Annotated in this window: 24 protein-coding genes; 19 read left to right on the top strand and 5 right to left on the bottom strand. The window is 70.9% G+C overall.

Features of this window, described 5'->3' with window-relative positions:
* The first annotated feature begins 2 nt into the window (after window positions 1-2).
* The 12 genes from D1J51_RS06780 to D1J51_RS06725 all read left to right on the top strand — a co-directional run bounded on the left by D1J51_RS06780 (window position 3) and on the right by D1J51_RS06725 (window position 13,926).
* Entirely contained in the window at window positions 3-974 is a 972-nt protein-coding gene (locus D1J51_RS06780) for a tetratricopeptide repeat protein (protein WP_119074424.1), read from the top strand.
* A gap of 8 nt (window positions 975-982) precedes the next feature.
* A complete protein-coding gene (locus tag D1J51_RS06775; protein WP_240422996.1) occupies window positions 983-2,185 on the top strand; it encodes a cysteine desulfurase family protein in 1,203 nt (400 codons plus the stop codon).
* 10 nt (window positions 2,186-2,195) lie between these two features.
* Window positions 2,196-3,362: a tRNA 2-thiouridine(34) synthase MnmA gene (gene mnmA, locus D1J51_RS06770; RefSeq protein ID WP_240422994.1), complete on the top strand. Its 1,167-nt coding sequence runs from the start codon at window positions 2,196-2,198 to the stop codon at window positions 3,360-3,362.
* Complete coding sequence (gene ligA, locus D1J51_RS06765) at window positions 3,359-5,725, top strand: NAD-dependent DNA ligase LigA (protein WP_119074496.1); 2,367 nt, start codon at window positions 3,359-3,361, stop codon at window positions 5,723-5,725. The genes mnmA and ligA overlap by 4 nt, the downstream gene beginning before the upstream one ends.
* 146 nt (window positions 5,726-5,871) lie before the next feature.
* Window positions 5,872-6,540: a DNA-3-methyladenine glycosylase I gene (locus D1J51_RS06760; RefSeq protein ID WP_119074422.1), complete on the top strand. Its 669-nt coding sequence runs from the start codon at window positions 5,872-5,874 to the stop codon at window positions 6,538-6,540.
* 47 nt (window positions 6,541-6,587) lie between these two features.
* The gene (gene gatC, locus D1J51_RS06755) at window positions 6,588-6,923 is read left to right on the top strand and encodes an Asp-tRNA(Asn)/Glu-tRNA(Gln) amidotransferase subunit GatC (RefSeq protein WP_119074421.1); all 336 of its coding nucleotides are present in this window, start codon (window positions 6,588-6,590) and stop codon (window positions 6,921-6,923) included.
* A gap of 10 nt (window positions 6,924-6,933) precedes the next feature.
* Entirely contained in the window at window positions 6,934-8,454 is a 1,521-nt protein-coding gene (gene gatA / locus D1J51_RS06750; protein ID WP_119074420.1) for an Asp-tRNA(Asn)/Glu-tRNA(Gln) amidotransferase subunit GatA, read from the top strand.
* Complete coding sequence (gene gatB, locus D1J51_RS06745) at window positions 8,454-9,965, top strand: Asp-tRNA(Asn)/Glu-tRNA(Gln) amidotransferase subunit GatB (protein ID WP_119074419.1); 1,512 nt, start codon at window positions 8,454-8,456, stop codon at window positions 9,963-9,965. Before gatA ends, gatB begins: the two co-directional genes overlap by 1 nt.
* Before the next feature lie 75 nt (window positions 9,966-10,040).
* Window positions 10,041-10,370, top strand: a complete 330-nt coding sequence (locus tag D1J51_RS06740; RefSeq protein ID WP_119074418.1) for a putative quinol monooxygenase — start codon at window positions 10,041-10,043, stop codon at window positions 10,368-10,370.
* A gap of 469 nt (window positions 10,371-10,839) precedes the next feature.
* Entirely contained in the window at window positions 10,840-12,591 is a 1,752-nt protein-coding gene (locus D1J51_RS06735) for an ABC transporter ATP-binding protein (protein ID WP_119074417.1), read from the top strand.
* Window positions 12,581-13,369 (top strand): energy-coupling factor transporter transmembrane component T, encoded by a 789-nt coding sequence (locus tag D1J51_RS06730; RefSeq protein ID WP_240422992.1) that lies wholly within the window; start codon window positions 12,581-12,583, stop codon window positions 13,367-13,369. The genes D1J51_RS06735 and D1J51_RS06730 overlap by 11 nt, the downstream gene beginning before the upstream one ends.
* Window positions 13,366-13,926 carry an ECF transporter S component gene (locus tag D1J51_RS06725; protein WP_119074415.1) on the top strand — a complete coding sequence of 187 codons (561 nt, stop codon included), beginning with the start codon at window positions 13,366-13,368 and terminating at the stop codon, window positions 13,924-13,926. Before D1J51_RS06730 ends, D1J51_RS06725 begins: the two co-directional genes overlap by 4 nt.
* Before the next feature lie 43 nt (window positions 13,927-13,969).
* Here the strand turns inward: D1J51_RS06725 and D1J51_RS06720 are convergent, their stop codons facing one another.
* Window positions 13,970-14,419 carry a MarR family winged helix-turn-helix transcriptional regulator gene (locus D1J51_RS06720; RefSeq protein WP_205547788.1) on the bottom strand — a complete coding sequence of 150 codons (450 nt, stop codon included), beginning with the start codon at window positions 14,417-14,419 and terminating at the stop codon, window positions 13,970-13,972.
* 74 nt (window positions 14,420-14,493) lie between these two features.
* Between D1J51_RS06720 and D1J51_RS06715 the strand changes: the two genes are divergently transcribed.
* From D1J51_RS06715 to ruvC, 5 genes are all read left to right on the top strand, one after another.
* Window positions 14,494-14,862 (top strand): VOC family protein, encoded by a 369-nt coding sequence (locus D1J51_RS06715; RefSeq protein WP_119074414.1) that lies wholly within the window; start codon window positions 14,494-14,496, stop codon window positions 14,860-14,862.
* Between the two features lie 183 nt (window positions 14,863-15,045).
* On the top strand, window positions 15,046-16,968 hold the full coding sequence (gene thrS, locus D1J51_RS06710) for a threonine--tRNA ligase (protein ID WP_240423016.1): 1,923 nt from the start codon (window positions 15,046-15,048) through the stop codon (window positions 16,966-16,968).
* Between the two features lie 3 nt (window positions 16,969-16,971).
* Window positions 16,972-17,541, top strand: a complete 570-nt coding sequence (locus D1J51_RS06705; protein WP_119074412.1) for an HIT family protein — start codon at window positions 16,972-16,974, stop codon at window positions 17,539-17,541.
* A gap of 36 nt (window positions 17,542-17,577) precedes the next feature.
* The gene (locus tag D1J51_RS06700; RefSeq protein WP_119074411.1) at window positions 17,578-18,345 is read left to right on the top strand and encodes a YebC/PmpR family DNA-binding transcriptional regulator; all 768 of its coding nucleotides are present in this window, start codon (window positions 17,578-17,580) and stop codon (window positions 18,343-18,345) included.
* A gap of 2 nt (window positions 18,346-18,347) precedes the next feature.
* Complete coding sequence (gene ruvC, locus D1J51_RS06695) at window positions 18,348-18,950, top strand: crossover junction endodeoxyribonuclease RuvC (protein ID WP_119074410.1); 603 nt, start codon at window positions 18,348-18,350, stop codon at window positions 18,948-18,950.
* Between the two features lie 11 nt (window positions 18,951-18,961).
* Here the strand turns inward: ruvC and D1J51_RS06690 are convergent, their stop codons facing one another.
* Complete coding sequence (locus D1J51_RS06690) at window positions 18,962-19,750, bottom strand: trimeric intracellular cation channel family protein (protein ID WP_119074409.1); 789 nt, start codon at window positions 19,748-19,750, stop codon at window positions 18,962-18,964.
* A gap of 16 nt (window positions 19,751-19,766) precedes the next feature.
* Here D1J51_RS06690 and recO point away from each other — a divergent pair, with 16 nt between their 5' ends.
* On the top strand, window positions 19,767-20,489 hold the full coding sequence (gene recO / locus D1J51_RS06685; protein WP_119074408.1) for a DNA repair protein RecO: 723 nt from the start codon (window positions 19,767-19,769) through the stop codon (window positions 20,487-20,489).
* A 10-nt stretch (window positions 20,490-20,499) separates the two neighbouring features.
* Window positions 20,500-21,282, top strand: coding sequence for an isoprenyl transferase (locus tag D1J51_RS06680; RefSeq protein ID WP_119074407.1), 783 nt, complete (start codon window positions 20,500-20,502; stop codon window positions 21,280-21,282).
* On the opposite strand, the gene D1J51_RS06675 is transcribed toward D1J51_RS06680, so the two are convergent.
* From D1J51_RS06675 to D1J51_RS06665, 3 genes are all read right to left on the bottom strand, one after another.
* Window positions 21,228-21,770, bottom strand: coding sequence for an RNA polymerase sigma factor (locus tag D1J51_RS06675; protein WP_162903702.1), 543 nt, complete (start codon window positions 21,768-21,770; stop codon window positions 21,228-21,230). The genes D1J51_RS06680 and D1J51_RS06675 overlap by 55 nt on opposite strands.
* A gap of 35 nt (window positions 21,771-21,805) precedes the next feature.
* Entirely contained in the window at window positions 21,806-22,318 is a 513-nt protein-coding gene (locus D1J51_RS06670) for a hypothetical protein (protein ID WP_162903701.1), read from the bottom strand.
* A 302-nt stretch (window positions 22,319-22,620) separates the two neighbouring features.
* Entirely contained in the window at window positions 22,621-24,054 is a 1,434-nt protein-coding gene (locus D1J51_RS06665; RefSeq protein WP_119074404.1) for an HNH endonuclease signature motif containing protein, read from the bottom strand.
* Window positions 24,055-24,117: the final 63 nt, after the last annotated feature.

Raw genomic sequence — 24,117 nt, 5'->3', positions numbered from 1 at the left:
GCATGAGCCAGCAGATGCCCGAACGGATCCCCGGCGGCGGAGTCGACCTGAGCCACCTCGCCGCGCGCGGCTCGTCGGCAGCCGATCCGGCGAACGGGCGCGACGGCGCGGCGGGTCAAGCCGCCCCGGGCGGGCGGACCGTCGACGTTCCGTCGCTCGTGCTCGACGTGACCGACGCCACCTTCGAGCAGATCGCCCAGCTCTCGGCCGTCGTGCCGGTGGTGTTCGACCTGTGGGCGGAGTGGTGCCAGCCGTGCAAGACGCTGAGCCCGGTGATCGAGAAGGTGACGCGCGAGCTCGACGGGCGCGTGCTGCTCGCGAAGGTCGACGTCGACGCGAACCCGGCTCTGGCGCAGGCGTTCCAGGCGCAGTCGATCCCCACCGTCGTCGCCCTCGTGGGCGGCCGCCCCGTTCCGCTGTTCCAGGGCGCGGTGCCCGAGGCTCAGGTGCGCGAGGTGTTCGCCCAGCTCGTCCAGCTCGCGGAGCAGCAGGGCGTCACCGGCCGCGTGAGCGCCACCGACGACGCGGGCGAGCCGGTCGAGGAGCCGGCCGAACCGCCGATCCCGCCGGCCCACGTGGCCGCGGTCGAGGCCGCGGAGCGCGGCGATTACGCCGCCGCCGTGAGCGAGTGGGAGGCCGTGCTCGTGAAGGCCCCGGCCGATGCCGAGGCCCGGGCCGCGCTCGTGCAGATGAAGCTGCTGCAGCGGCTCGAGGGCGGCGTCGCGGACGAGATCCGCGAAGCCGCGGCGGCGGACCCGGGCGACGTGGCGGCCCAGCTGCGGGTGGCCGATCTCGACGTGGCCGGCGGGCACGTCGAGGACGCGTTCCTGCGCCTGCTCGACCTCTTCGCCTCGAGCGACGCGGACGACCGCACCGCGGTGCGGGAGCGTCTGCTCGAGCTCTTCGAGGTGGTCGGGGCGACGGATCCGCGGGTGGTCGCGGCCCGAGGTCGTCTCGCGAACCTGCTGTACTGAGGGATCCGATGCCCGGCGGTGCCGTGCGCGCCTACCTCGATCACGCGGCGACGTCTCCGATGCCCGAGGAGGTGCTCGAGGCCTACGCGCTCGCGCTGCGGAGCGTCGGCAACCCGGCCTCGACGCACGGCCACGGCCAGCGGGCGAGCGAGCTGCTCGAGGAGGCGCGCGAGCGTATCGCGCGAGCGCTCGGCTGCGATCACGCCGAGCTGATCCTCACCGGCGGCGGCACCGAGTCGATCAATCTCGCGCTCAAGGGCGTGTACTGGGCCGGGCGGGGGAGCGGATCGCGGGACACGATCCTCGTCGCCGAGGGCGAGCACCACGCGACGGTCGAGTCGGTCGAGTGGCTGCGCGACGCGCAGGGCGCCCGGGTGCGCTGGCTGCCCATCGACCGAGACGGGCTGCTGCGCCCCGAGACGCTCGCCGCCGCCCTCGCGGAGGAGGGCCCGGATCGCGTCGCGCTCGTCTCCTTCCTCTGGGCCAGCAACGAGGTGGGCACGGTGCAACGGGTGTCCGAGCTCTGCGGGATCGCCGCCGCGGCGGGCGTGCCGGCGCACGTCGACGCCGTCTCGGCACTGGGGCAGGTGCCCATCGATTTCGCCGCTTCGGGCGCCGCGGCCCTCTCCGTGTCGGCGCACAAGATCGGAGGCCCGGCGGGGGTCGGCGCGCTGGTGCTCGGGAGGCGCACGCGCGCGGATCCGCTGCTGCACGGGGGGACGCAGCAGCGCGCGCGATCCGGCACCCAGGACGTCGCCGGGGCGATCGCGTTCGCCGCCGCGCTGAACGTCGCGCTCGAGCCCGACGGCGGGCCCCGTCCGGAGCGGATCGAGCGCCTCGCCCGGCTCCGCGACCGGCTCATCGCGGGCGTGCGCGGGATCGACCGGGGCGCCGTGCTGCGGGGCGCGGATCCGGAGGCTCCCGGCGCCCGTCTGCCGGGCAACGCCCACTTCACGTTCCCGGGATGCCAGGGCGACTCGCTCGTGCTGCTGCTCGACGCGGCCGGCGTCTCGGTGTCGGTGGGCTCGGCGTGTCAGGCGGGCGTCGCCGAGACGTCGCACGTGCTGCTGGCGATGGGGCTGCCGGAGCGCGAGGCCGCGGGCGCGCTGCGGTTCACCCTCGGGCCCGAAACCGCCGACGAGGAGGTCGACGCGCTGCTCGGCGCGCTGCCCGGGGCGCTGCGACGCGCCCGCGCGGCGGGGCTCGCGTAGACTGGGGCGGGTGAAGGTTCTGGCGGCGATGAGCGGGGGCGTCGACTCCGCGGTGGCTGCCGCGCGCTCGGTCGAGGCGGGCCACGACGTCGTCGGAGTGCATCTCGCGCTGAGCCGCATGCCAGGCACGCTGCGCACCGGATCCCGCGGCTGCTGCACCATCGAGGACGCGATGGACGCGCGCCGCGCCGCGAACCTGCTGGGCATCCCGTTCTACGTGTGGGATCTCAGCGAGCGCTTCAAGGGGGACGTGGTCGACGACTTCATCGCCGAGTACGCCGCCGGCCGCACGCCCAACCCGTGCATGCGCTGCAACGAGAAGATCAAGTTCGCCGCCCTGCTCGACAAGGCGATCGCGCTCGGCTTCGACGCGGTGGCGACGGGGCACTACGCGACGCTCGTGGACGGTCCGAACGGCCGCGAGCTGCACCGCGCGAGCGCCTGGGCGAAGGACCAGTCCTATGTGCTCGGGGTGCTCACGGAGCACCAGCTGGCCCACTGCTACTTCCCGCTCGGAGACACCCCCTCGAAGGAGCTGATCCGTGCCGAGGCGGCGGAGCGGGGGCTGCAGGTGGCGCGAAAGCCCGACAGTCACGACATCTGCTTCATCCCGGACGGCGACACGCGCGGCTGGCTGTCGGAGCACCTGCCGCGGGAGCCGGGCGAGATCCTCGACGAGTCGGGCGTCGTCGTCGGCCGGCACGACGGAGCGCACGGATACACGGTGGGTCAGCGTCGCGGCCTGCAACTGGGGCGGCCCGCGCCCGATGGGCAGCCCCGCTACGTGCTCTCGATCCGGCCCGTCTCGAATCAGGTCGTCGTCGGCCCGCGCGAGAGCCTCGCGATGTCGCGCATCGCCGGCGGCCGCTTCAGCTGGGCGGGGGATCCCGGCCTCGACGCGAGCGAGCGATTCGACTGCGAGGTGCAGATCCGGGCGCACGCCGATCCCGTGCCGGCCCGCGCCCGGCTCGAGCCGATCCGCGAGGGGGAGCGCACCGAGCAGCACCGCGTCGGGGCGACCCACGAGATCGTGGTGGACGTCGACCTGGCTCGCGCCGAACCGCTCTCGGGCGTGGCCCCGGGGCAGACGGCCGTGCTCTACACCGGCACCCGGGTGCTCGGCCAGTTCACGATCGACCGGGCGGTACCGGCGGCGGATCCTAGACTGGAGTGGTGAACACGACTCCGGAGATCCCGACCGATTTCGCGGCCGCGCGCGCCGAGGCCGAGCGGCTCACCGCCGAGATCGAGCGTCTGCGCACCGCCTACTACTCGGAGGCCGTGAGCCTCGTCTCGGATGCCGAGTACGACGAGATGTTCCGCCGGCTCGAAGCCATCGAGCGCGAGTTCCCCGAGCTCGCGGGGCAGGACAGCCCCACCCGCGAGGTGGGCGCGGCCGTGGTGTCGGCGGGCTTCCCCGAGCACGAGCACGCCGAGCGCATGCTGAGCCTCGACAACGTGTTCTCGCTCGACGAGTTCCGGGAGTGGGCCGAGAAGGCGCGGATCGCCGCCGGGCGCGAGGTGCGCTGGCTCACGGAGCTCAAGATCGACGGACTCGCGATCAGCCTCGCCTACCGGCACGGCGTGCTCGAGACCGCGACGACGCGCGGCGACGGCAGGGTGGGGGAGGACATCACGGAGAACGTCGAGCTCATACCGGTGATCCCCCGCCGGCTGACGGGCGACGGCATCCCCGAGTTCTTCGAGGCGCGCGGCGAGGTGTTCCTGAGCAGCGAGGACTTCGAGGCGCTCAACGAGCGCCAGCATCAGCTGCAGGCCGAATTCGTCGCCGAGCAGTCGGCGAGGGGGCGGTCCGAGGATCAGATCCCCGTGCGCTACCCGGAGTTCGCGAACGCCCGCAACACGGCGGCCGGCAGCCTGCGGCAGCGGGCGGAGAAGAAGACCCCGGCCGAGCTCGGGCTGATGCGGGATCGGCTGTTGCGGCTCTCGCTCTACGTGCACGGCATCGGCGCGTGGTCGCACCCCGCCTTCGAGAACCAGAGCGACGCGTACCGCCTGCTCGGGGAGTGGGGGCTGCCCGTCTCGCCGCACTCGCGGGTCTTCGGCTCCGTCGACGAGGTGGTCGCGTTCATCGAGGATCGCGGCGAGCACCGGCACGACGTCGAGCACGAGATCGACGGCATCGTGGTGAAGGTCGACGAGCTGGCGCTGCACGCCGAGCTGGGGGAGACGAGCCGGGCCCCGCGCTGGGCCATCGCCTACAAGTACCCGCCCGAGGAGGTGCACACCGAGCTGCTCGACATCCGCGTCGGGGTCGGGCGCACCGGCCGGGCGACGCCGTACGCAGTGATGGCCCCGGTGAAGGTCGCCGGGTCGACCGTGCGCCAGGCCACGCTGCACAACCAGCAGGTCGTCAAGGCGAAGGGCGTGCTCATCGGCGACACGGTGGTGCTGCGGAAGGCCGGCGACGTGATCCCCGAGGTGCTCGGCGCCGTGGTCGAGCTGCGCGACGGCGGCGAGATCGAGTGGCAGATGCCCGAGCTGTGCCCCGAGTGCGGGGCGGCGCTGCGTCCCATGAAGGAGGGCGACATCGACCTCCGGTGCCCCAATGCGCGCGCCTGCCCGGCCCAGGTGCGCGGCCGGGTCGAGCACATCGGGTCGCGCGGCGCCCTCGACATCGAGGTGCTCGGCGAGATCACCGCGGCGGCGCTCACCCAGCCGGAGGTGCCCGCGGAGCCTCCGCTCGAGACCGAGGCAGGGCTGTTCGAGCTGACGCTCGAGCAGCTCGTGCCCATCACGGTGGTCGTGCGCGACAGCGAGACGGGGGAGCCCGCGATCGACGAGGAGACGGGGGAGCCTCGTCGGCGCTCGCCGTTCCAGCGGGTCGTCCTCGAGTATCCGCCCGAGGCCGAGGGGCTCGACGCGGCCGCGCGCCGGAAGTCGGGGTTCCGCAAGAACCACCGCGCGATCCTGCCCTCGAAGGACGCCGAGACGTTCCTCGCCGAACTCGAGAGGGCGAAGACCAAGCCGCTGTGGCGATTGCTCGTGGCGCTGAACATCCGCCACGTCGGGCCCGTCGCGGCCCGCGCGCTGGCCGACTGGTTCGGCTCGCTCGACGCCATCCGCGCCGCCTCCATCGAGGAGCTGTCGGAGGTCGAGGGCGTCGGCGGCATCATCGCCGAGTCGCTCACGGAGTGGTTCGAGGTCGACTGGCACCGGGAGATCGTGGATCGCTGGGCCGCGGCGGGCGTGCGGTGGGTCACGCCCGGACACCCGGGACCCGGTACGGCGGTGGCCGGGGGCGGGGTGCTCACGGGGCTCACGGTGGTCGCGACCGGCGCACTCGAGGGCTTCACCCGGGACGGGGCGAAGGAGGCCATCATCCAGGCCGGCGGCAAGGCCGCGTCGAGCGTCTCGAAGAAGACCGATTACGTGGCGGCCGGCCCGGGAGCGGGCTCGAAGCTGACCAAGGCGGAGGAGCTCGGCATTCCCGTGCTCGACGCCGAGCAGTTCGCGGTGCTCGTCACGGCGGGCCCCGTCGCACTCGGCCTGGGCGCGGCCGAGGGGGAGGCCGACTGACGACGTCGTGCACAGATGTGGGTGAGTACGAGTTATCCACAGTTTCTGATTTCCGTCTCATTTCCGCCGGATGTGTGATTAGCCTGAGAAACGACGCCGGAGGCGATGCTCCGGCAGATCACCCGCCGCCCTGGGAAGGACCGAAGATGCCGCACAAGACCGCCGATCCCGTCAGCGACGACGCTCGACTCGGAGCCGACGCGCCCGCGCGAGCATCCTGGGCGACCCAGGATCCACTGCTGACCGAGTACTACGACACGGAGTGGGGGATGCCGGTCTTCGGCGACACGGAGGTGTTCGAGCGGTTGAGCCTGGAGGCGTTCCAGTCCGGGCTGTCCTGGCTCACGGTGCTGCGCAAGCGGGAGGCGTTCCGCGCGGCGTTCGACGGCTTCGCCCTCGAGCGGGTTGCGGCATACGGCGAGGCCGAGGTCGAGCGGCTCCTCGCCGACGCCGGAATCATCCGCAATCGGCTCAAGATCGCGGCGACGGTGCGCAACGCGCGGGTCGCTCTGCAGCTGCGCGACCGAGAGGGCGTCGGGATCGCCGAACTGGTCTGGTCGTACATGCCGGCTCGGTCGCCCGCGCCCGAGCACGACGAGCAGGTGCCCAGCGCCTCGTCCGAGTCCCGCGCGCTCGCGAAGGAACTGAAGCGCCACGGCTTCTCCTTCGTGGGGCCGACGACCGTGTACGCACTGATGACCGCAATCGGCATCGTCGACGCGCATCTGGTGTCGAGCCATCGCAGAGGCTGCTCCGGGCTGTGGAACGTCGATGGATCCCGCACCGCGAAGGCCCTGCCCTTCGCGCCTCGATAGGATGGTGTGGTTCACCGACCCCACTCCCGATCTCACGATGGAGCAGCATGCCTGAAACCCCTGCGGCAGAACGCGGCGAGGCGAGCGGCGAGATCACGGCCGACACCGTGCAGCATCTCGCCGGACTCGCTCGGATCGCCCTCACCGAAGACGAGATCGAGTCGCTCACGAGCGAGCTCGACTCGATCCTCGCCAGCATCGCCAAGGTCAGCGAGGTGGCCCGCGAGGACGTCCCGGCGACGAGCCACCCGATCCCGCTGGACGACGTGACGAGGCCCGACGAGATCGCCGACGTGCTCACGCGCGAGCAGGCGCTCGCGAACGCGCCGGAGCAGACCGACGGCATGTTCCGCGTCTCGTCGATCCTCGGCGAAGAGCAGTAGGGGGCGGCAGATGACCGAGTTGATCCACCTGACCGCGGCGGAGCTCGCCGCCGGACTCGTCGCGGGCGACGTATCCTCCGAAGAGGCGACGCGGGCGCATCTCGACCGCATCGCCGCCGTCGACGGCGAATTGAACGCCTTCCTCGCGACCGACGCCGAGGCCTCCCTCGGCGCGGCGCGGGCGATCGACGAGCGCCGGGCCGCGGGCGAGGCGCTCGGCGCTCTCGCGGGCGTACCGCTCGCCATCAAGGATGTGCTCGTGACGACGGACATGCCATCGACCTCGGGATCGCGGATCCTCGAGGGCTACCGCTCGCCCTACGATGCGACCGCGGTGGCGAAGGCGCGGGCGGCCGGCCTCGTGAGCATCGGCAAGACCAACATGGACGAGTTCGCCATGGGCTCCTCCACGGAGAACTCGGCCTACGGCCCCGTGCGCAACCAGTGGGCCGTAGGCCGCGTGCCAGGCGGCTCGGGCGGCGGCTCCGCCGTCGCCGTGGGAGCCTTCGAAGCACCGCTCGCGCTCGGCTCCGACACGGGCGGCTCGATCCGGCAGCCTGCCGCGCTCACGGGCACCGTGGGCGCCAAGCCCACTTACGGGGGCGTGAGCCGCTACGGCGCGATCGCCCTCGCCTCGTCGCTCGACCAGATCGGCCCCTGCGCCCGCACGGTGCTCGACACGGCCCTGCTGCACGACGTGATCGCCGGCCACGACCGCCACGATTCCACCTCGCTCGACTTCGCGTGGCCGTCGATGGCCGAGGCGGCTCGGGGCGGGGCCGATCCCGCATCCCTCAGGGGCCTGCGCGTCGGTGTGGTGAAGCAGCTCATGATCGAGGGGGTGCAGCCGGGGGTCAGGTCCCGCTTCGAGGAGGCGCTCGCGCTGCTCGCCGCGCAGGGTGCCGAGATCGTCGAGATCGACGCGCCGCACTTCGAGTACGCGGTCGCGGCGTACTACCTCATCCTCCCCGCGGAGGCCTCGAGCAACCTCGCGAAGTACGACTCGGTGCGCTTCGGCCTGCGGGTGGTTCCCGAGGGCGTCGGCACCGTCGAGAGCGTGATGAGCGAGACCCGGGCCGCCGGCTTCGGCGCCGAGGTGAAGCGTCGCATCATCCTCGGCACCTACGCGCTCTCGGCGGGCTACTACGATGCCTACTACGGCAGTGCGCAGAAGGTACGCACGCTCATCCAGCGCGACTTCGCGGCCGCGTTCGCGCGGGTCGACGTGATCGCGTCGCCGACCGCGCCCACCACGGCCTGGCCGCTGGGCTCCCACGGTGGGGATCCGATGCAGGACTACCTCAACGACGCGACCACCATTCCCGCGAATCTCGCCGGGATCCCCGGTCTCAGCCTGCCCATCGGCACCGCGAGCGAGGACGGGCTGCCGGTCGGCCTGCAGCTCATGGCCCCCGCCTTCGAGGACGCCCGCCTCTACCGGGCCGGGGCGGCGGTAGAGAGTCTCATCACCGCGCGAGACGGGCGGGCGTTCTGGCAGCAGAGCCCGGTGTTCGAGGGAGGGGCCCGCTGATGGCCAGGACGAAGCTCATGGATTTCGACCGGGCGCTCGAGCTCTTCGAACCGGTGATCGGCCTCGAAGTGCACGTCGAGCTCAACACGAAGACGAAGATGTTCTCGCCCGCGCCCAACGCGTTCGGCTCCGAGCCGAACACCAACCTGGCCCCCGTGTGCCTCGGCCTGCCGGGTTCGCTGCCGGTGCTCAACGCGCAGGCCGTGCGCTACTCGATCAGCCTGGGCCTCGCACTGGGCTGCGAGATCGCCGAGGTGTCGGGCTTCGCGCGCAAGAACTACTTCTACCCCGATATGGCGAAGAACTATCAGATCTCGCAGTACGACGACCCGATCGCGTTCGAGGGATCCGTCGAGATCGAGCTCGCCTCTGGCCGCGCGTTGCACGTGCCGATCGAGCGCGCGCACATGGAGGAGGACGCCGGCAAGCTCACTCACGTGGGCGGTTCGACCGGCCGCATCCAGGGCGCCGAGTACTCGCTCGTCGACTACAACCGGGCCGGCGTACCGCTCGTGGAGATCGTGACCAAGCCGATCTTCGGCGGCGAGGCCGACACCCCCGAGATAGCGGCGGCGTACGTCGCGACGATCCGCGAGATCGTGATCGCGCTCGGCATCTCCGATGCGCGCATGGAGCGCGGCAACCTGCGCTGCGACGCGAACGTCTCGCTCCGACCGCGCGGCAACGAGGGCGCCGGCATGTCGGTGCTCGGCACCCGCACCGAGACGAAGAACGTGAACTCGCTGCGCTCGGTCGAGCGCGCGGTGCGCTACGAGATCCAGCGCCAGGCGGCGATCCTCGCCGAGGGCGGAGCGATCACGCAGGAGACGCGCCACTGGCATGAGGACACGGGCGAGACCTCGCCGGGCCGCCCGAAGAGCGACGCCGACGACTACCGCTACTTCCCGGAGCCGGACCTCGCTCCGCTCTCGCCCTCGCGCGAGCTGGTGGAGGAGCTGCGCGCCGCGCTGCCCGAGCACCCCACGCTGCGCCGTCGGCGGCTGAAGCAGGAGTGGCGGTTCTCGCCGCTCGAGTTCCAGGACGTCGTGAACGCGGGGCTCACCTCCACCATCGAGGCGACCGTCGCCGCCGGGGTAGCGCCCCAGACCGCGCGCAAGTGGTGGACGGGCGAGATCGCCCGCATCGCGAACGAGCGCTCGGTCGCCGCCGCGGATCTGATCACCCCTGAACAGGTCGCCTCCGTCGTCGAGCTGGTCGATGCGGGCACCCTCAACGACAAGCTGGCGCGGCAGGTCATCGCGGGCGTCATCGACGGCGAGGGCACGGCGCCCGAGATCGTGGCGGCGCGCGGCCTCGCGATCGTCTCCGACGACGGCGCGCTCATCGAGGCCGTCGACGCGGCGCTCGCCGAGCAGCCCGACGTGCTCGCGAAGATCCGGGACGGGAAGGTGCAGGCCGCCGGCGCCATCATCGGCGCCGTGATGAAGGCGATGCGCGGCCAGGCCGACGCCGCACGCGTGCGCGAGCTGGTGCTGGAGCGGGCTCGGTAGGCGTATGCGCGCGAGCCGGTCGCGACCCCGGCCCGGTGATCCGGCACCCATTCGGGGAAGAATTAGGATGAGGGCATGTACTTCATCGTCGTGAAATACCAGGTCAGGCCCGAGTACGCGGAGGTCTTCCTCGACCGTACCGCCGAGTTCACCGCGGCCACCCGAGCCGAGCCGGGCAATCTGTGGTTCGACTGGTACCGCAGCGCCGAGGATCCGAACGAGTATGTGCTGGTCGAGGCGTTCGCCGACGACGAGGCGGCGAGTGCGCATGTGAGCTCCGAGCACTTCCCGAAGGGTCTCGAGGCGATGCGGCCGATGCTCGTCAGCACGCCCAGGATCGTCTCTCGCAAGGTCGAGGGCTCGGGCTGGGACGAGATGGGCGAGCTCAGGATCGACGCGCGTTAGCGGCGCGAACGGAACGGGGGCTGGGACGGAGCGGTCAGAACGGCACAGGCTCCTCCTCAGTTCGCTGTCCCTGAGCCCGCTCTCCCTGAGCCCGCTGTCCCGTCCTGCCGCGCGCGGGAGAACTGGCGCTGCCGGCCCCGCATGCGCGATTCGGATGCGCTCTTCAGCCGCTTCGATGTCAGCGACGATCGTGTCGAGAGTGACCGTCCAGGGGCTCTGAGCGTCGAAGGTGATGGGCATGCGGCTATTCCAGCAGCGACCACCGACATTCGCGGTCCGGAACCGAGGCGCCGCGATCCAAAGAATCGCCTGCGGAGTTGTTGAGACCCCGACAGGGTGCTCGCTCCGCGGACGCTCCTCCGCGAGGCACGCGCCGCCCTTCCCGGACCCGTTCACCGGGCCACGTCGAGGTGTTGCCCTCCGATCGAAGTTAGGGTAGCCTTCCTTCAGCCTCCCAACTGGAAGATCGATGGCAGACTCCGAGAACTCCGAGCCGATCCTGCAGGTGTCCAACCTGAGCATCCGGCACCCCGACCGATCTCGGGCGACGCCCTCGGCAGTGTCGTTCGAGGCTCGTCGCGGCGAGGTGATCCTGATCCTCGGCCCCTCGGGCAGCGGCAAGTCGAGCCTCGCGATGGCGTTGGCCGGGATCATCCCGCAGTACGTCGCAGCCGAGCTGACCGGCGACATCCGTGTCGCTGGTCTTGAGACGGGCACCGTGCCGGTACCGCAGCTTGCCACCGTCGTCGCGAGTGTCTTTCAGGACGCGGACGCCCAGTTGATCGCTGAGACTGCGCTGGACGAAGTGAGTTTTGCGCCGGAGAACTTTCTCCTCGATCCGATCGAGATCGCGGATCGGGCCGAGGAGGCGCTGACGCTCGTCGGGCTGTGGGATCACCGAGACCGCGACCCCGAGACCTTCTCGGGCGGCGAGCGCCAACGTCTCGCCATCGCTGCGGCGTTCGCCCAGGATCCGGCACTGCTGGTGCTCGACGAGCCGACCGCCAATCTCGACTCGGTCGCCGCCGAGTCCGTGTATGACGCACTCGCTGCGCGGCTGGCGCGATCCGACCCGCCCGCAGTCGTTGTCGTCGAGCATTCGCTCGATCACGTCGTGGGGCTGGCCACCCGCGTCATGGTGATGGATGGTGCCGGAGCGGTGCGGTTCGACGGCACACCGCGTGAGGTGCTCGGCGACCGCGCAGCCGAGGTCGCAGCTCTCGGGGTCTGGCTCCCGACGGCAACGTCCGTGGCGCTGCGCGTCGCGGCGGCCGGTCATCCCGTGGCGGAGGTTCCCCTCGATGCCGTCGCGCTCGCGCGCCACCTCGACACGGTCGCCGAGCCGCTTCCGGTGCGACCCGCCGCGCGGGCGGTGGGCCGGGCGGAGACGGTCATGGAGGTTCGCTCGCTCCGCGTCGAACGCCAAGGCGCCACGCTCGTGCGCGACGCTTCCTTCCGGATCGCTCGCGGAAGCGTCGTCGCCGTCGTCGGCCGTTCGGGCGCCGGCAAGTCGTCCCTCCTCGCCGCGCTCGCCGGGGTCGTCCCGCCTCCGCGCGGCACGGTGACGTTGCACGCCGGCGACCGTCGCCTCGATATCGGTACCGCCCGCGTGCGCGAGATCGTCCAGCACGTGGGATTCGTCTTCCAGAACCCCGAGCACCAGTTCATCGAGCACAGCGTGACGGAGGAGCTCGCCTTCGGCCTGCGACGCTTCGCCGACATCCCGCCGGGCGTCGAAGCCGAAACCTGGGTTTCGGCCGAGGTGGAGCGGATGCTGGCTCGATTCGATCTCACCGACCTCGCCTCGGCGCACCCGTTCATGCTCTCCGGCGGTCAGAAGCGGCGCTTGTCGGTCGGCACGGCGCTCGCGGCAGACCCCGGCGTACTCGTGCTCGATGAGCCGACGTTCGGGCAGGACCGCGAGCGGGCCGACGAGCTCGTGACCCTGCTGCTCGAAGCGCAGCAGCGGGGCGTCACCATCATCCTGGCCACCCACGATCTGCAGCTCGCCGCGGCGCACGCGGATCAGGTGATCGTGATGGCCTCGGGCCGGGTCGCCGCCGATGGAGCGGTCGCGGCGACGCTCCTCGACGACGCCGTGATGACTGCGGCAGGGCTGGCCGTTCCCGCGCTCACCCGCACCCTGCGCGGGTCGATGCGGCACCCAGAACTGGCCGATGTCACTCGGATCGAGCACATCGAGGTGCGCGTTGGCGTCTGAGCCCCGGCCCTGGCTCGAGCGGGTGAATCCGCTCGCCAAGCTGCTGGCGACCCTCCCGATCATGGTGTTCCTGCTGCTCGGCCGCACGCGCATCCTGCCGCTCGCCGTGATCGCGATCTCGCTGGTCGTGTTGCATTCGGGCGCCCGGATGACGCGCGAACGCTTGCTGATGCTGTGGGCGGTGATGCCCGTGTTCGTCATCGCCGTCGCACTCGGATTCTCGCTGTGGCTGGATGCCGCCGGCCCCTTGTCCGGCACGGCGCTGTTCGGCATCGGCGCCTGGCAGGTCACCCTCGCCGACGTCGAGGAGGGGCTCGCGTTCGCGCTGCGCGTGGCCGCGGTGCTCGTCGTCGCGTGCGTGCCCGGGTTCACGAGCTCGCCGACCGACCTCGTGCGAGCCCTCGTGCAGAACGCGAGGGTCCCGTCCCGAATCGGGTACACCGGTCTCGTGTCGCTGCGATTCGTCCCCAGGTTCCGTCGGGAGCTGGGCAGCATCCAGACAGCTCAGCGTGTGCGCGGTGTCGATCACGGGCGCCCCCCGCTGGCCTGGGGGCGGGCAGCCGTGCGGTCGACCGTGCCGCTGCTGGCCGGTGCGATCCGGCACGCCGAGCGCGTGTCGATGTCGATGGATGCCCGCGGCTTCGGGGCGTCGGCTCAGCGCACCGAGCGCCGCCCGGTGCCGTTCCGTCCCAGCGACTGGGTCTTCGTCGTCCTCGCCCTCCTGCTCTCGGCGACGCTCGTCGTCGCCGTTGCCGTCACCCCGATCGGAGCACTATGAACACCTCGCTTTCCGCCTCGCGCATCTCGACCAGGGTGCTGCTGACGACCGCCGCGATCGGCGTCGTCGGCGGCATCGTGAACATTCCGAACGCCTACGCGTTCAACGCCGTGGCAGCGCTCGTGCCCTGGGCGACCGGGTTCCTCGCGGGGTTCTACGTGCTTCCGGGGTTCATCGCGCTGGCGCTGCTGCGCCGAGGGGGAGTGGGGCTCGGCGCCGAACTCGTCGCCGGACTCGTGGCGGTGCCGTTCGTCCCCGGCGGCATCGCGAGCATGATCCCGTTTCTCGCCCTCGGAATCCTGATGGAGGCCCCATTCCTCATGCGCCGCTATCGCGGCTGGGAGAGCTGGTTCTTCATCGTCGTGGGGGCGTTGATGGGCGTCGTCTACGGCTCGGTATGGATCCCGTTCTACGGCGACATCCCGGTCTGGCAGATGGTGATGATTCCGGTTTCGATGGCGGTCAGCGTCGTCGTCTTCGTCGTGATCGCACTGCTCATCGCCCGAGGCGTCGAACGTACGGGGGTCGTGCGCGGACTGCGCCGGGGGCACCGCTAGACCCGCGGTCGAACCCCGGCGACCGGGCGCGACGAGCGTCGGGTCACGGCGACGGGGCGAGGAGCGCGTCGCGGCAGCGGGCCAGGATCTCGTGCGTGCGCGAAACGTCTGATCGTGTCAGGCCGCTCGTCATACGATCCACGACGGCGGCGACCGCGGGGCGCGCGCGATCGAGGAGCGCTATCGCCTCGGCGGTGAGCTGAGCGGTTCGCTCTCCCTTGCGTCCGGGCTCCACGGCGCGCGCGACCAGGCCGCGCTCATCGAGCCCTTGCAGGAGGACGTTCATGGACTGGCGGGAGACGAAGGCCCGCCGGGCGAGATCGGAGGCGTTGATCCCCGCGGTATCGCGCAGCGCGGTGAGGCAGGCGTACTGCGGCACCGTCAGCCCGAGAGGGCGCAGCGTCTCGTTCATGCGCTGGTTGAGTATCGCCTGCGTCTCCTTCACCAGCAGCCCCAGAGCTTCCGGCCCGCTGGTCTCACTCGGCATCTTCATGTCAATAGTTTGACACAGACGCTCACTAGTGTCAGTATATTGACACACTCTTCCTCGTGCGAAAGGACGCCCTCATGACTTCTCTCGGCCTCGACTTCGTCTCCTTCCAGGTGCGCGACCGCGAAGCGTCCGCACGCTTCTACGAGGAGACGATCGGGTTGCGGCGCCTGCCGATCCCGAACCCGCACGCGGTCGCGTTCTCCGCCGGCCGGGCGACATTCGCGGTGCGGGACGCCCTCCCCGGCGTGGACCTCGACGCGCTCGGCCGGCTCGGCGCCGGCATCGCGGTCTGGCTGCACGTCGAGGACGCCGCCGGCGTGCACGCCCGGCTCCTGGCCGAGGGAGTGGAGATCGTGCAGGAGCCGTTCGAAGGGCCGTTCGGGCTCACGTTCTCCTTCCGCGATCCCGACGGCTACGCGGTCACGCTCCACGCGCGTGCGTGACGGCCCGCCTCGCCTGCGCTCGAGCACGCCCCACGGCCGATCGGACCGGCGCCCGAACGCCGCGGGCGGTGGGGCCGGGGCCCATTCGTTCCCGATAGAATCGACGGGTTGGTTTCCGATCCGAAGGAGTGTGCCCCCGTGGCCGATGGCTTCTCCCTGTTCACCGATCGCTCGATCGTCGCCATGCGCGTCAACGGCGAGCTGCGCGACCTCGCGGCGGAGGTGACGGAGACCGACACGGTCGAGCCGGTCGCGATCGGCTCGGAGGACGGGCTGAGCATCCTGCGCCACTCGGCGGCGCACGTGCTCGCGCAGGCGGTGCAGCGCATCGATCCCGAGACCCGGCTGGGCATCGGCCCGCCCATCGCCGACGGCTTCTACTACGACTTCGATCCGGCCGATCCCTTCACCCCCGAGGATCTGAGGGCGATCTCGGCCGAGATGCAGCGCATCGTGAAGCAGGGGCAGCGCTTCGTGCGCCGGGTCGTCACGGAGGACGAGGCGCGCGCGGAGCTCGCGAACGAGCCCTACAAGCTCGAGCTGATCGGCCTCAAGGGCGGCAGCGGCGCCGAGAACGAGAACGTCGAGGTCGGCGGCGCCGAGCTCACCATCTACGACAACGTCGACCCGAAGACCGGTGAGCTGCGCTGGAAGGACCTCTGCCGCGGCCCCCACCTGCCGAACACGCGCATGATCGCGGGCGGCTGGGCGCTGACGCGCTCGGCGGGCGCCTACTGGCGCGGCAGCGAGAAGAACCCGATGCTGCAGCGCATCTACGGCACCGCCTGGCCGACGAAGGACGAGCTGCGCGCCTACCAGACCCGCCTCGAGGAGGCCGCGAAGCGGGATCACCGCAGGCTCGGCCGGGAGCTCGACCTGTTCAGCTTCCCCGACGAGATCGGATCCGGGCTTTCGGTGTGGCATCCGAAGGGCGGGATCGTGCGGGGCGAGATGGAGCAGCACGCCCGCCGCAGGCACATCGAGGGCGGCTACACCTACGTCTACACGCCGCACATCTCGAAGGAGGACCTCTTCCTCCAGTCGAACCACCTCGTGACCTACCGCGAAGGGATGTTCCCCCCGATCCGCATGGACGAGGTGCTGGCCGACGACGGTCGGGTGGTGAAGCCGGGCCAGGACTACTACCTGAAGCCCATGAACTGCCCGATGCACATCCTCATCTACAAGGAGCGCGCCCGCAGCTACCGGGACCTGCCGATGCGGCTCGCCGAGAACGGCACCGTCTACCGCAACGAGCTCTCGGGCGCGCTGCACGGGCTCACGCGCGTCCGCGGCTTCACCCAGGACGATTCGCACCTCTTCGTGACCGAGGAGCAGCTGGAGACCGAGGTGACCCGGGTGCTCGAATTCGTCATCTCGATGCTGCGCGACTTCGGCCTCGACGACTTCGAGCTCGAGCTGTCGATGCGCGACGATGAGAAGGAGAAGTGGATCGGCGGCGACGAGTTCTGGGAGTACTCGACGGATGCCCTGCGCAACGTCGCGCGGGCGAGCGGGCTGAAGCTCACCGAGATGCCGGGCGAGGCCGCCTTCTACGGCCCGAAGATCGACCTGAAGACGCGGGACGCGATCGGGCGCACCTGGCAGCTGTCCACCGTGCAGGTCGATCCGAATCTGCCCGAGCGGTTCGGCCTCGAGTACACCGGCGCCGACGGCGAGAAGCATCGCCCCATCATGATCCACCGCGCCCTCTTCGGGTCGATCGAGCGCTTCTTCGCGATCCTGCTCGAGCACTACGCGGGGGCGTTCCCGGCGTGGCTCTCGCCCGTGCAGGTGGTCGGCGTGCCCGTCGCCGAGCAGTACGGCCAGCACCTCGACGGCGTGATCGCGAAGCTGCGCGAGCGCGGCGTGCGCGCCGAGGTGGACCACGGCGACGACCGCATGCCGAAGAAGATCCGCACGCACACGAAGGCCAAGGTGCCGTTCCAGCTGATCGCGGGCGAGGAGGATCGCGCCGCGGGCGCCGTCAGCTTCCGCTTCCGCGACGGCACGCAGATGAACGGCGTACCGGTGGACGAGGCGGTCGAGCGCATCGTTCGCTCCATCGAGGGGCGCGAGCAGGTGTCGACGGCGTGGACGGCCTAGTCGATGGGTCACGTTGAGGATCTCGGTAGCACCGCAGCCGTGGGTGCGCCCGACGACATGCAGCGCCTCTGGGTGCCGCACCGCATGGTCTACGTGGCCGATCACCACCAGCCCGACCGCTCCGACTGCCCGTTCTGCGCCGCGCCTCAGCGCGGCGACGAGGACGCGCTGATCGTGGCGCGCGGTCGCACCGCCTACGCGCTGCTCAACCTGTTCCCGTACAACAACGGGCACATGATGGTCTGCCCCTACCGCCATATCGCGAAGTACGACGAGGCCACACCGGCTGAGATCGCGGAGATCGGCGAGCTCACGCAGGTCGCCATGCGGGTGGCCCGCGAGGTGATGAACTGCGACGGCTTCAACATCGGCATGAACCAGGGCGAGGCCGCGGGCGCCGGGATCGCCGCCCACCTGCACCAGCACGTCGTGCCGCGGTGGGCCTCCGACGCCAACTTCTTCCCGATCGTCGCGAAGACCAAGGCGCTGCCGCAGCTGCTCGGCGACGTTCGCGAGGCGATCGCGGCGGCGTGGCCGGTGGACCCCGGACCGGCGGCCGAGCGCCTACAATGACCTACTGACTCTCAACGATCTAGAACAGGAGCTCCCGTGTCCGGACACTCCAAGTGGGCGACGACCAAGCACAAGAAGGCCGTCGTCGACGCGAAGCGCGCCAAGGCGTTCGCGAAGTACATCAAGAACATCGAGGTCGCCGCCCGGATCGGCGGCGCCGACATCGTGGGCAACCCGACGCTCGCGGACGCCGTGCACAAGGCGAAGAAGAACTCGGTCCCCGGCGACAACATCGACCGCGCCATCAAGCGCGGCGCGGGCCTGACGGGCGATGCCGTCGAGTACACCACGATCATGTACGAGGGCTACGGCCCGAACGGCGTGGCCCTGATGATCGAGTGCCTCACCGACAACAAGAACCGGGCAGCCGCAGAGGTGCGCACGGCGCTGAGCCGCAACGGCGGCACGCTCGCGGACCCCGGCAGCGTGGCCTACAACTTCGCGCGCAAGGGCGTCATCACCGTCCCCGCCGCGGAGACGACGGAGGACGACGTGCTCATGGCCGTGCTGGAGGCCGGTGCCGAGGAGGTCGGCGCCACCCCCAACGGCGAGGCGTTCGAGGTCGTCACCGAGGCCTCCGAGCTCGTCGCCGCTCGCACCGCGCTCGTCGAGGCGGGCATCGACTACGACTCGGCCGACGCCGAGTTCGTGCCCAATCTCAAGGTGGAGATCGACGCCGACACCGCGCGCAGGGTCTTCCGTATCATCGACGCGCTGGAGGACAGCGACGACGTGCAGAACGTGTTCTCCAACTTCGACCTGAGCGCCGAGGTGCAGGCCGAGCTCGAGGCGGACGAGTCGTAGATGTGAGGATCATCGGCATCGACCCCGGTCTGACCCGCTGCGGTATCGGCATCGTCACGGCCGACAGCGCTCGCAAGGTCACGTTCGAGCACGTGGAGGTGCTGAAGAGCTCCTCCGAGACCGCGCTGCCCGAGCGCATCCACCGGATCGGCTCGAGCATCGAGCGCCTGCTCGACGGGGAGAAGCCCGCGGGCGTCGCGCTCGAGCGCGTGTTCGCGCAGGACAACGTGGCGAGCGTCATGGGCGTCGCGCAGATCAGCGGTGTCGTCATGTACCTCGCCGAGGCGCGGGGGATTCCCGTGGCCCTCTACACGCCGAACGAGGTGAAGGCCCAGGTGACGGGCTACGGCTCCGCGGACAAGGCCCAGGTGACCGCGATGGTCACCCGCCTGCTCGGGCTCGCCGAGCCGCCGAAGTCCGCCGATGCGGCCGACGCGCTCGCCCTCGCGATCACGCACGCCTGGCACCTCGGCCGGGGCGGGGCGGCGAGCCGCATGGAGCGCTTCGGCCGCCCCGCCCGGGCGCCCGGAGGAGAAACCCCTGCGCAGCGGGCGTGGCGCGAAGCCGAGTCGAAACTCGGCCGGCGCCGCGGCGCCCGATCCTGAGCGCCCAGCGCTCAGCCTCCTCTCGGCGGCTTCCCGCCGCCTGCATGCCCGTCGTCCCCGTCCCGCTCGTCGTCCCCGGGCAGCGTGATCGCTCCGGTGTGCAGCGCCTCCTCGATCGCCTGCTCGACCTGCCTCTGGCGTCGCAATCGGATCCGGCTCAGCGCCCGCTGCTCGGGCAGGCTCCAGCCGAAGCGCACGGAGAGCAGCCGCACGGCGGCGGTGACGAGGACGCACACGATCCCCGCGATGAACACCTCGACGCCGAGGAGCTGCAGCACGACGAGCACCGTCACGCCGACGAGACTCGCGACGGCGTACAGCGAGCCCACGTGCATCAGCCCGATGGGGATGTTGAGCATCACGTCGCGAAGCACGCCGCCCCCGACCGCGGCGACGGTGCCGATGAAGATCGCCGGGACGACGGGGATGCCCATGGCGAGCGCCTTGGTCGCGCCGATCGCGCCGAACATGCCTATGCTCAGGGCGTCGAGCAGCGTGATCACGGGATCCACCTTCTGCAGCAGGCGCGGCAGCAGCATGCCGATGAAGGCCGCGCCCGTGGCGACGATGAGGTAGTGGTTCACGGTCAGGGTGGCGGGCGCGATGCCGAGCAGGATGTCCCGGAGGAATCCACCGCCGATGCCCGACGCGATGCCGATGATCGCGACGCCCAGCAGGTCGATGCGCTTGAACCCCGCCGCGAAGAGCGCGCCCTGCAGGCTCCCCACGCCGACCGCGACGAGGTCGACCGCGAGCGGGATGTGAAAGGTCTCTGCGGGCACGCGACCATTCTCCCGCATGCGGGATAATCGTGGTGTGCCCCTGTACCGCGAACAAGGCGTCGTGCTCCGCACGCGCAAGCTGGGCGAGGCGGACCGCATCGTCACCCTGCTGACCCGCGGCCGGGGGCTGCTGCGCGCCGTGGCGAAGGGGGTCAGGCGCACCTCGTCGAAGTTCGGGGCCCGGCTCGAGCCGTTCATGGTCGCCGACCTCCAGTGCTTCGAGGGCCGCACCCTCGACACGATCACCCAGGCCGAGACGCTCGGCGCGTACGGCCCGAGCATCAGCGCCGACTACGACCGGTACCGCGCGGGCAGCGTCATCGTGGAGACCGCCGAGCGCCTGGCCGAGGGCGAGGCCTCGCGGGAGCTCTACGCGCTGCTCGTGGGCGCGCTGCGCACCCTCGCGGCGGGCAGGATTCCTCCGGATCTCGTGCGCGACGGCTATCTGCTGCGCGCCATGTCGCTCGCGGGCTGGACCCCCGGCTTCGATGCGTGCGTGCGCTGCGGCGCCCCAGGGCCGCACTCGGCCGTGGTCGTGCAACTCGGGGGCGTCGTCTGCGAGGCGTGCCGTGCGCCGGGCTCACCGCGACTCGACGCGGGCAGCGTCGCACTGCTCGCCGCACTGCTGGCGGGGGACTGGGACGCGGCGCTCGGCGCCTCCGAGCGCGAGCGCGGCCAGGCCGCCGGCATCGCGGCGGCGTATACGCAGTGGCACCTCGAGCGCGGCCTGCGCTCCTTCAGCGCTCCGCGGGCATAAACTTTCACGCATGCCCAAAGCTCCCGACGCTCTCGTCCCGGTCGACTGGACCGGTGAGCGGCCGCCCCGGTTCGCGGGTCCCGCTCCGAAGCACGTCGCCATCGTCATGGACGGCAACGGGCGCTGGGCCAATCGGCGCGGGCTGCCCCGGGTCGAGGGGCATCGCATGGGGGAGCAGGCGCTGCTCGACGTGGTGGCCGGAGCCATCCAAGCTGGAGTGAGGCACCTGAGCGTCTACGCCTTCTCCACCGAGAACTGGCGGAGGTCGCCCGACGAGGTGCGCTTCCTCATGGGCTTCAACCGCGACGTGCTGCGCCGCCGCCGCACGCAGCTCGACGCCTGGAACGTGCGCATGCGCTGGGCGGGGAGACGGCCGCGCCTGTGGGGGTCGGTGATCACCGAGCTGCAGGCCGCCGAGCGGGTCACCGCCCGCAACACGGGCCTCACGCTGACGATGTGCGTCAACTACGGCGGGCGCAACGAGCTGACGGATGCCGTGCGGGAGATCGCCGTCGAGGTCAGGGCGGGGAGGCTGTCGCCGAGCGGGATCACCGAGCGGACGATCGAGCGGCACCTCTACGTGCCCGAGCTGCCCGACGTCGACCTCTTCCTGCGCAGCTCGGGGGAGCAGCGCACGAGCAACTTCATGCTGTGGCAGTCGGCCTACGCCGAGATGGTGTTCCTCGACACGCTGTGGCCCGACTTCGGGCGCGCGCAGCTGTGGCGCGCGATCCAGATCTACCACTCGCGCGACCGGCGCTTCGGCGGAGCGGTGGACCAGCCCTCCGGGTGATGGTTCTGCTCGTCGTCGGCGAGGAGTGCTTCGAGGCTTTTGAGCGCTCTGGCATAGCGCGACCGCACCGTGGTCTGCGGCAAAGACTCGAACCGGGCGATTTCCGCAATGGTGAATCCGTCCCAGTTCACCAGACGTACCAGCTCAGCATCCATCGGGTCGAGTGTCGCGAGGGCGAGGGCGACGGTGTGGCGCAGTTCGCTCTGCTCGAGATCGGCCTCTCGGCCGCCGTTGGTCTCATCGACGATCATGCTGCGGAGCCGGTCCACGGCATCCCGTCGTCGACCGATCGAGCGGCGGTGATTGCGGAGCGTGTTCCGGGCGACGACGAACAGCCACATTCTGGCCTCGGTCGGATCAGCAGGCATAGCGGCGGCCTTCTTCCAGGCCGTCACCATCGTGTCGCCGAGCACATCGGCCGCCTCCGCCCGAGGGTCGATCCGCCGTTCGAGATAGGCGAGCAGATCGGCCGCATTCGCTTCGAACACCGCGTGCAGACGTTCTCCTGCGACGGCCCTGCGACTCACTGATCCACCTCGAATACGCCGGCCGTGAAATCAACGACGATCAGTGCCGGATCGACGCCTTGCCCGGCGAGATACTCCCGCAGCCGTGACTCGACTTCATCGCCACGAGCCTTGACGTCGGCCACGATGACCTCGCTGGTCGCCCGAGTCGCCTTCATCCTGAGCAGTTCGGAGTTCGGCATCACCGCTGCTGTCCATTGCTCGCGGTCGGCCTCCGTAATGGTCTGCGACTCTGCCGGCACCGGCGCGGTGAAGGGGCGTTCCAGCAACCACTGCTGCGCGAGCCGGAAGGCCCGCTGCGCTTCCTCCGAGTCGTCGTCGACCCCATTCGCGTAGCTCGCCGAGGGGATGAACCTGACGGTGGAGAACGGTTCGGTGCTGTCGGTCGCCGGGTTGCCTTCGGAGTTCACCTCATACGGGGCAGTCCACCACAGCGACTGCGTCGCCGCGACGGCGACGGCGCCGCCCGAGAGCACGAGCACACCGGTGAGCACCGCACCGACCGCCAAGCCCTTCCGGCGGCGCACGGGGCGGGCGACCTTCGCGGCTTCGTCACTCACGTTCAATGCGGCCAAGAACACATCGGGCGTCCGGCTTACCTGCGGAGCCGCGTCTCTGATGAGCGCCTCTGTTCTGTTCGACATGGTTCATGTTTCCTTCGTTCGGGTTTTCTACTCTCTACATGTCCGCGAAGCGGAGAAACGACGGCAGCCGACCCGATCGCTGCGGTGAGGCCCCTCGAAGCCACCGGCGCTCCGGCGCCGCTGTCGACCAGCCCGCCGGGTGATGCTTCCCGCTCGCGACTCCTCCGCTAGAAGACGGCGACGGAGTCGTCCCCGCGCTCGAACCGGACGGTGCGGGCCGCGCGCACGACAGGGAGTCTCGTCCCCTCGGGAGAGCCGCCCGGCGGGGACTGGCCGGGCCTGCGCGGTCGATCCATGTGCTGCCGCCCCGCGGGACTCGTCCAGCGCAGCACGCCGTCGGACTCCTGTGCCACATGCCAGCCGGAATGGTGTTTGAGCGTGTGGTGTCCGCGGCAGAGGTGCGCGAGGTTGCCGGTCGCGGTCGGCCCGCCCCGCGCTGCAGGCACGGTGTGGTCGAGGTCGCAGCGGGAGGCGGGCACCCGGCAGCCCGGGAACCGGCAGTGCCGGTCTCTCGCCGCCAGCGTGCGGCGCATCTGCTCGCTCGGCCGGTAGCGATCCACGCTGAGCACGCTGCCCGTCGACGCGTCGGCGAGAACGCGGCTCCAGCCAGGCGCCGCTCCGGTCAGATGCCGGGCCGTGCCGCTGTCGATCGGGCCGTACCCCACCAGTTCACAGGCCGCATCTCCGGAGCCGTCGCCCTCACCGCCGGTTAGAGCGATCGCGCTCACCGGCACGACGATCTGCACGCGAGCCCGGATCGCTTCGGCGCTGTCGCCCGCGAACAGGGCGTGCTCGTCGGCGGCGAGCAGCAGGTCGGCGAGCACGTCCGCGCGCAGTTCGTCGCGGGTACGATCTCGGTCGTGTCCCGCGCCGCTTCCCGCGCTTCCCGAGTCTCCCGCGCCGTCCCCCGCGCCGCCTCCTGCGCCCGACTCGGGCACCGCTCGCTCTCCGCGCTCGCAGGCCGCGGCTATCCGCGTGATCCGGTCGTGGGCGGCATGGGCCTCGGCGGCGGGAAGATGCGCGATGAGATCGGACATGCCGTCCTCCCGGTCGATGAGCATCACCCGACGCCGGGCCCGGGCGTCGCGATGACGCTCGTCGATGCTGCGTCCGGCCCAGGCCTCCGCGAGAGCGCGCGCACAGGGACGCAAGCGGTTCGGCGTCTCCCGGACGGCGATCTCCAGCGCATCGCGCGCGTATCCCGACCGGCGCTCCGCGACCGCCGATTCGTCGCCCGAGCCGATCACGATCCCCGCGTCGGCGATCACCCGGGCGTGCGCGCAGGAGATCTCCCCGCGATCCAGAGCCTCGTACACCGCCTCGTACTCGCGCGTGAGACGGTGCGCGAGATCCATCTGCTGCTCGACGATATGCTCGCTCTGGCTGAGCGCCGTGGCGAGTTCGGCCCGCAGGGACCGGTAGGCGATCTCGCGCGAGGTGCCGGATTCCGCGCCATCCAGAACCCTGTCCAGGGCCGCCGCGATGAGCATCAGCCGCGTCGCATCGGCCCCGCGCTGCCGGCGCTCGAGCAGTTCGATCATCCCGAGCACCGCGCCGTACGGGTGCGGGTCGGGTCCTGGATCGACGAGCGGGGTGTGCATGGAACTATTCCATCGGCAACCACCGACATTCCATGCGCGCTCGGCTGCCTTGGGCGCGCCCTC

Origin of the sequence: Leucobacter sp. wl10 (genome assembly GCF_003569785.1) — a bacterium.
GTDB lineage: Bacteria > Actinomycetota > Actinomycetes > Actinomycetales > Microbacteriaceae > Leucobacter.
The sequence above is the reverse complement of the archived record's forward strand: the minus strand, read 5'-3'. Positions and strand labels throughout refer to the sequence as shown.

What these genes read in the sequence shown, in the direction of transcription:
- D1J51_RS06780 (WP_119074424.1), top strand. Translation starts at nt 3, where the DNA reads ATGAGCCAGCAGATGCCCGAACGGATCCCCGGCGGCGGAGTCGACCTG.
- D1J51_RS06775 (WP_240422996.1), top strand. Translation starts at nt 983, where the DNA reads ATGCCCGGCGGTGCCGTGCGCGCCTACCTCGATCACGCGGCGACGTCT.
- D1J51_RS06760 (WP_119074422.1), top strand. Translation starts at nt 5,872, where the DNA reads ATGCCGCACAAGACCGCCGATCCCGTCAGCGACGACGCTCGACTCGGA.
- gatC (WP_119074421.1), top strand. Translation starts at nt 6,588, where the DNA reads ATGCCTGAAACCCCTGCGGCAGAACGCGGCGAGGCGAGCGGCGAGATC.
- gatA (WP_119074420.1), top strand. Translation starts at nt 6,934, where the DNA reads ATGACCGAGTTGATCCACCTGACCGCGGCGGAGCTCGCCGCCGGACTC.
- gatB (WP_119074419.1), top strand. Translation starts at nt 8,454, where the DNA reads ATGGCCAGGACGAAGCTCATGGATTTCGACCGGGCGCTCGAGCTCTTC.
- D1J51_RS06740 (WP_119074418.1), top strand. Translation starts at nt 10,041, where the DNA reads ATGTACTTCATCGTCGTGAAATACCAGGTCAGGCCCGAGTACGCGGAG.
- D1J51_RS06735 (WP_119074417.1), top strand. Translation starts at nt 10,840, where the DNA reads ATGGCAGACTCCGAGAACTCCGAGCCGATCCTGCAGGTGTCCAACCTG.
- D1J51_RS06725 (WP_119074415.1), top strand. Translation starts at nt 13,366, where the DNA reads ATGAACACCTCGCTTTCCGCCTCGCGCATCTCGACCAGGGTGCTGCTG.
- D1J51_RS06720 (WP_205547788.1), bottom strand. Translation starts at nt 14,419, where the DNA reads ATGAAGATGCCGAGTGAGACCAGCGGGCCGGAAGCTCTGGGGCTGCTG.
- D1J51_RS06715 (WP_119074414.1), top strand. Translation starts at nt 14,494, where the DNA reads ATGACTTCTCTCGGCCTCGACTTCGTCTCCTTCCAGGTGCGCGACCGC.
- thrS (WP_240423016.1), top strand. Translation starts at nt 15,046, where the DNA reads ATGCGCGTCAACGGCGAGCTGCGCGACCTCGCGGCGGAGGTGACGGAG.
- D1J51_RS06705 (WP_119074412.1), top strand. Translation starts at nt 16,972, where the DNA reads ATGGGTCACGTTGAGGATCTCGGTAGCACCGCAGCCGTGGGTGCGCCC.
- D1J51_RS06690 (WP_119074409.1), bottom strand. Translation starts at nt 19,750, where the DNA reads ATGCGGGAGAATGGTCGCGTGCCCGCAGAGACCTTTCACATCCCGCTC.
- D1J51_RS06680 (WP_119074407.1), top strand. Translation starts at nt 20,500, where the DNA reads ATGCCCAAAGCTCCCGACGCTCTCGTCCCGGTCGACTGGACCGGTGAG.
- D1J51_RS06665 (WP_119074404.1), bottom strand. Translation starts at nt 24,054, where the DNA reads ATGCACACCCCGCTCGTCGATCCAGGACCCGACCCGCACCCGTACGGC.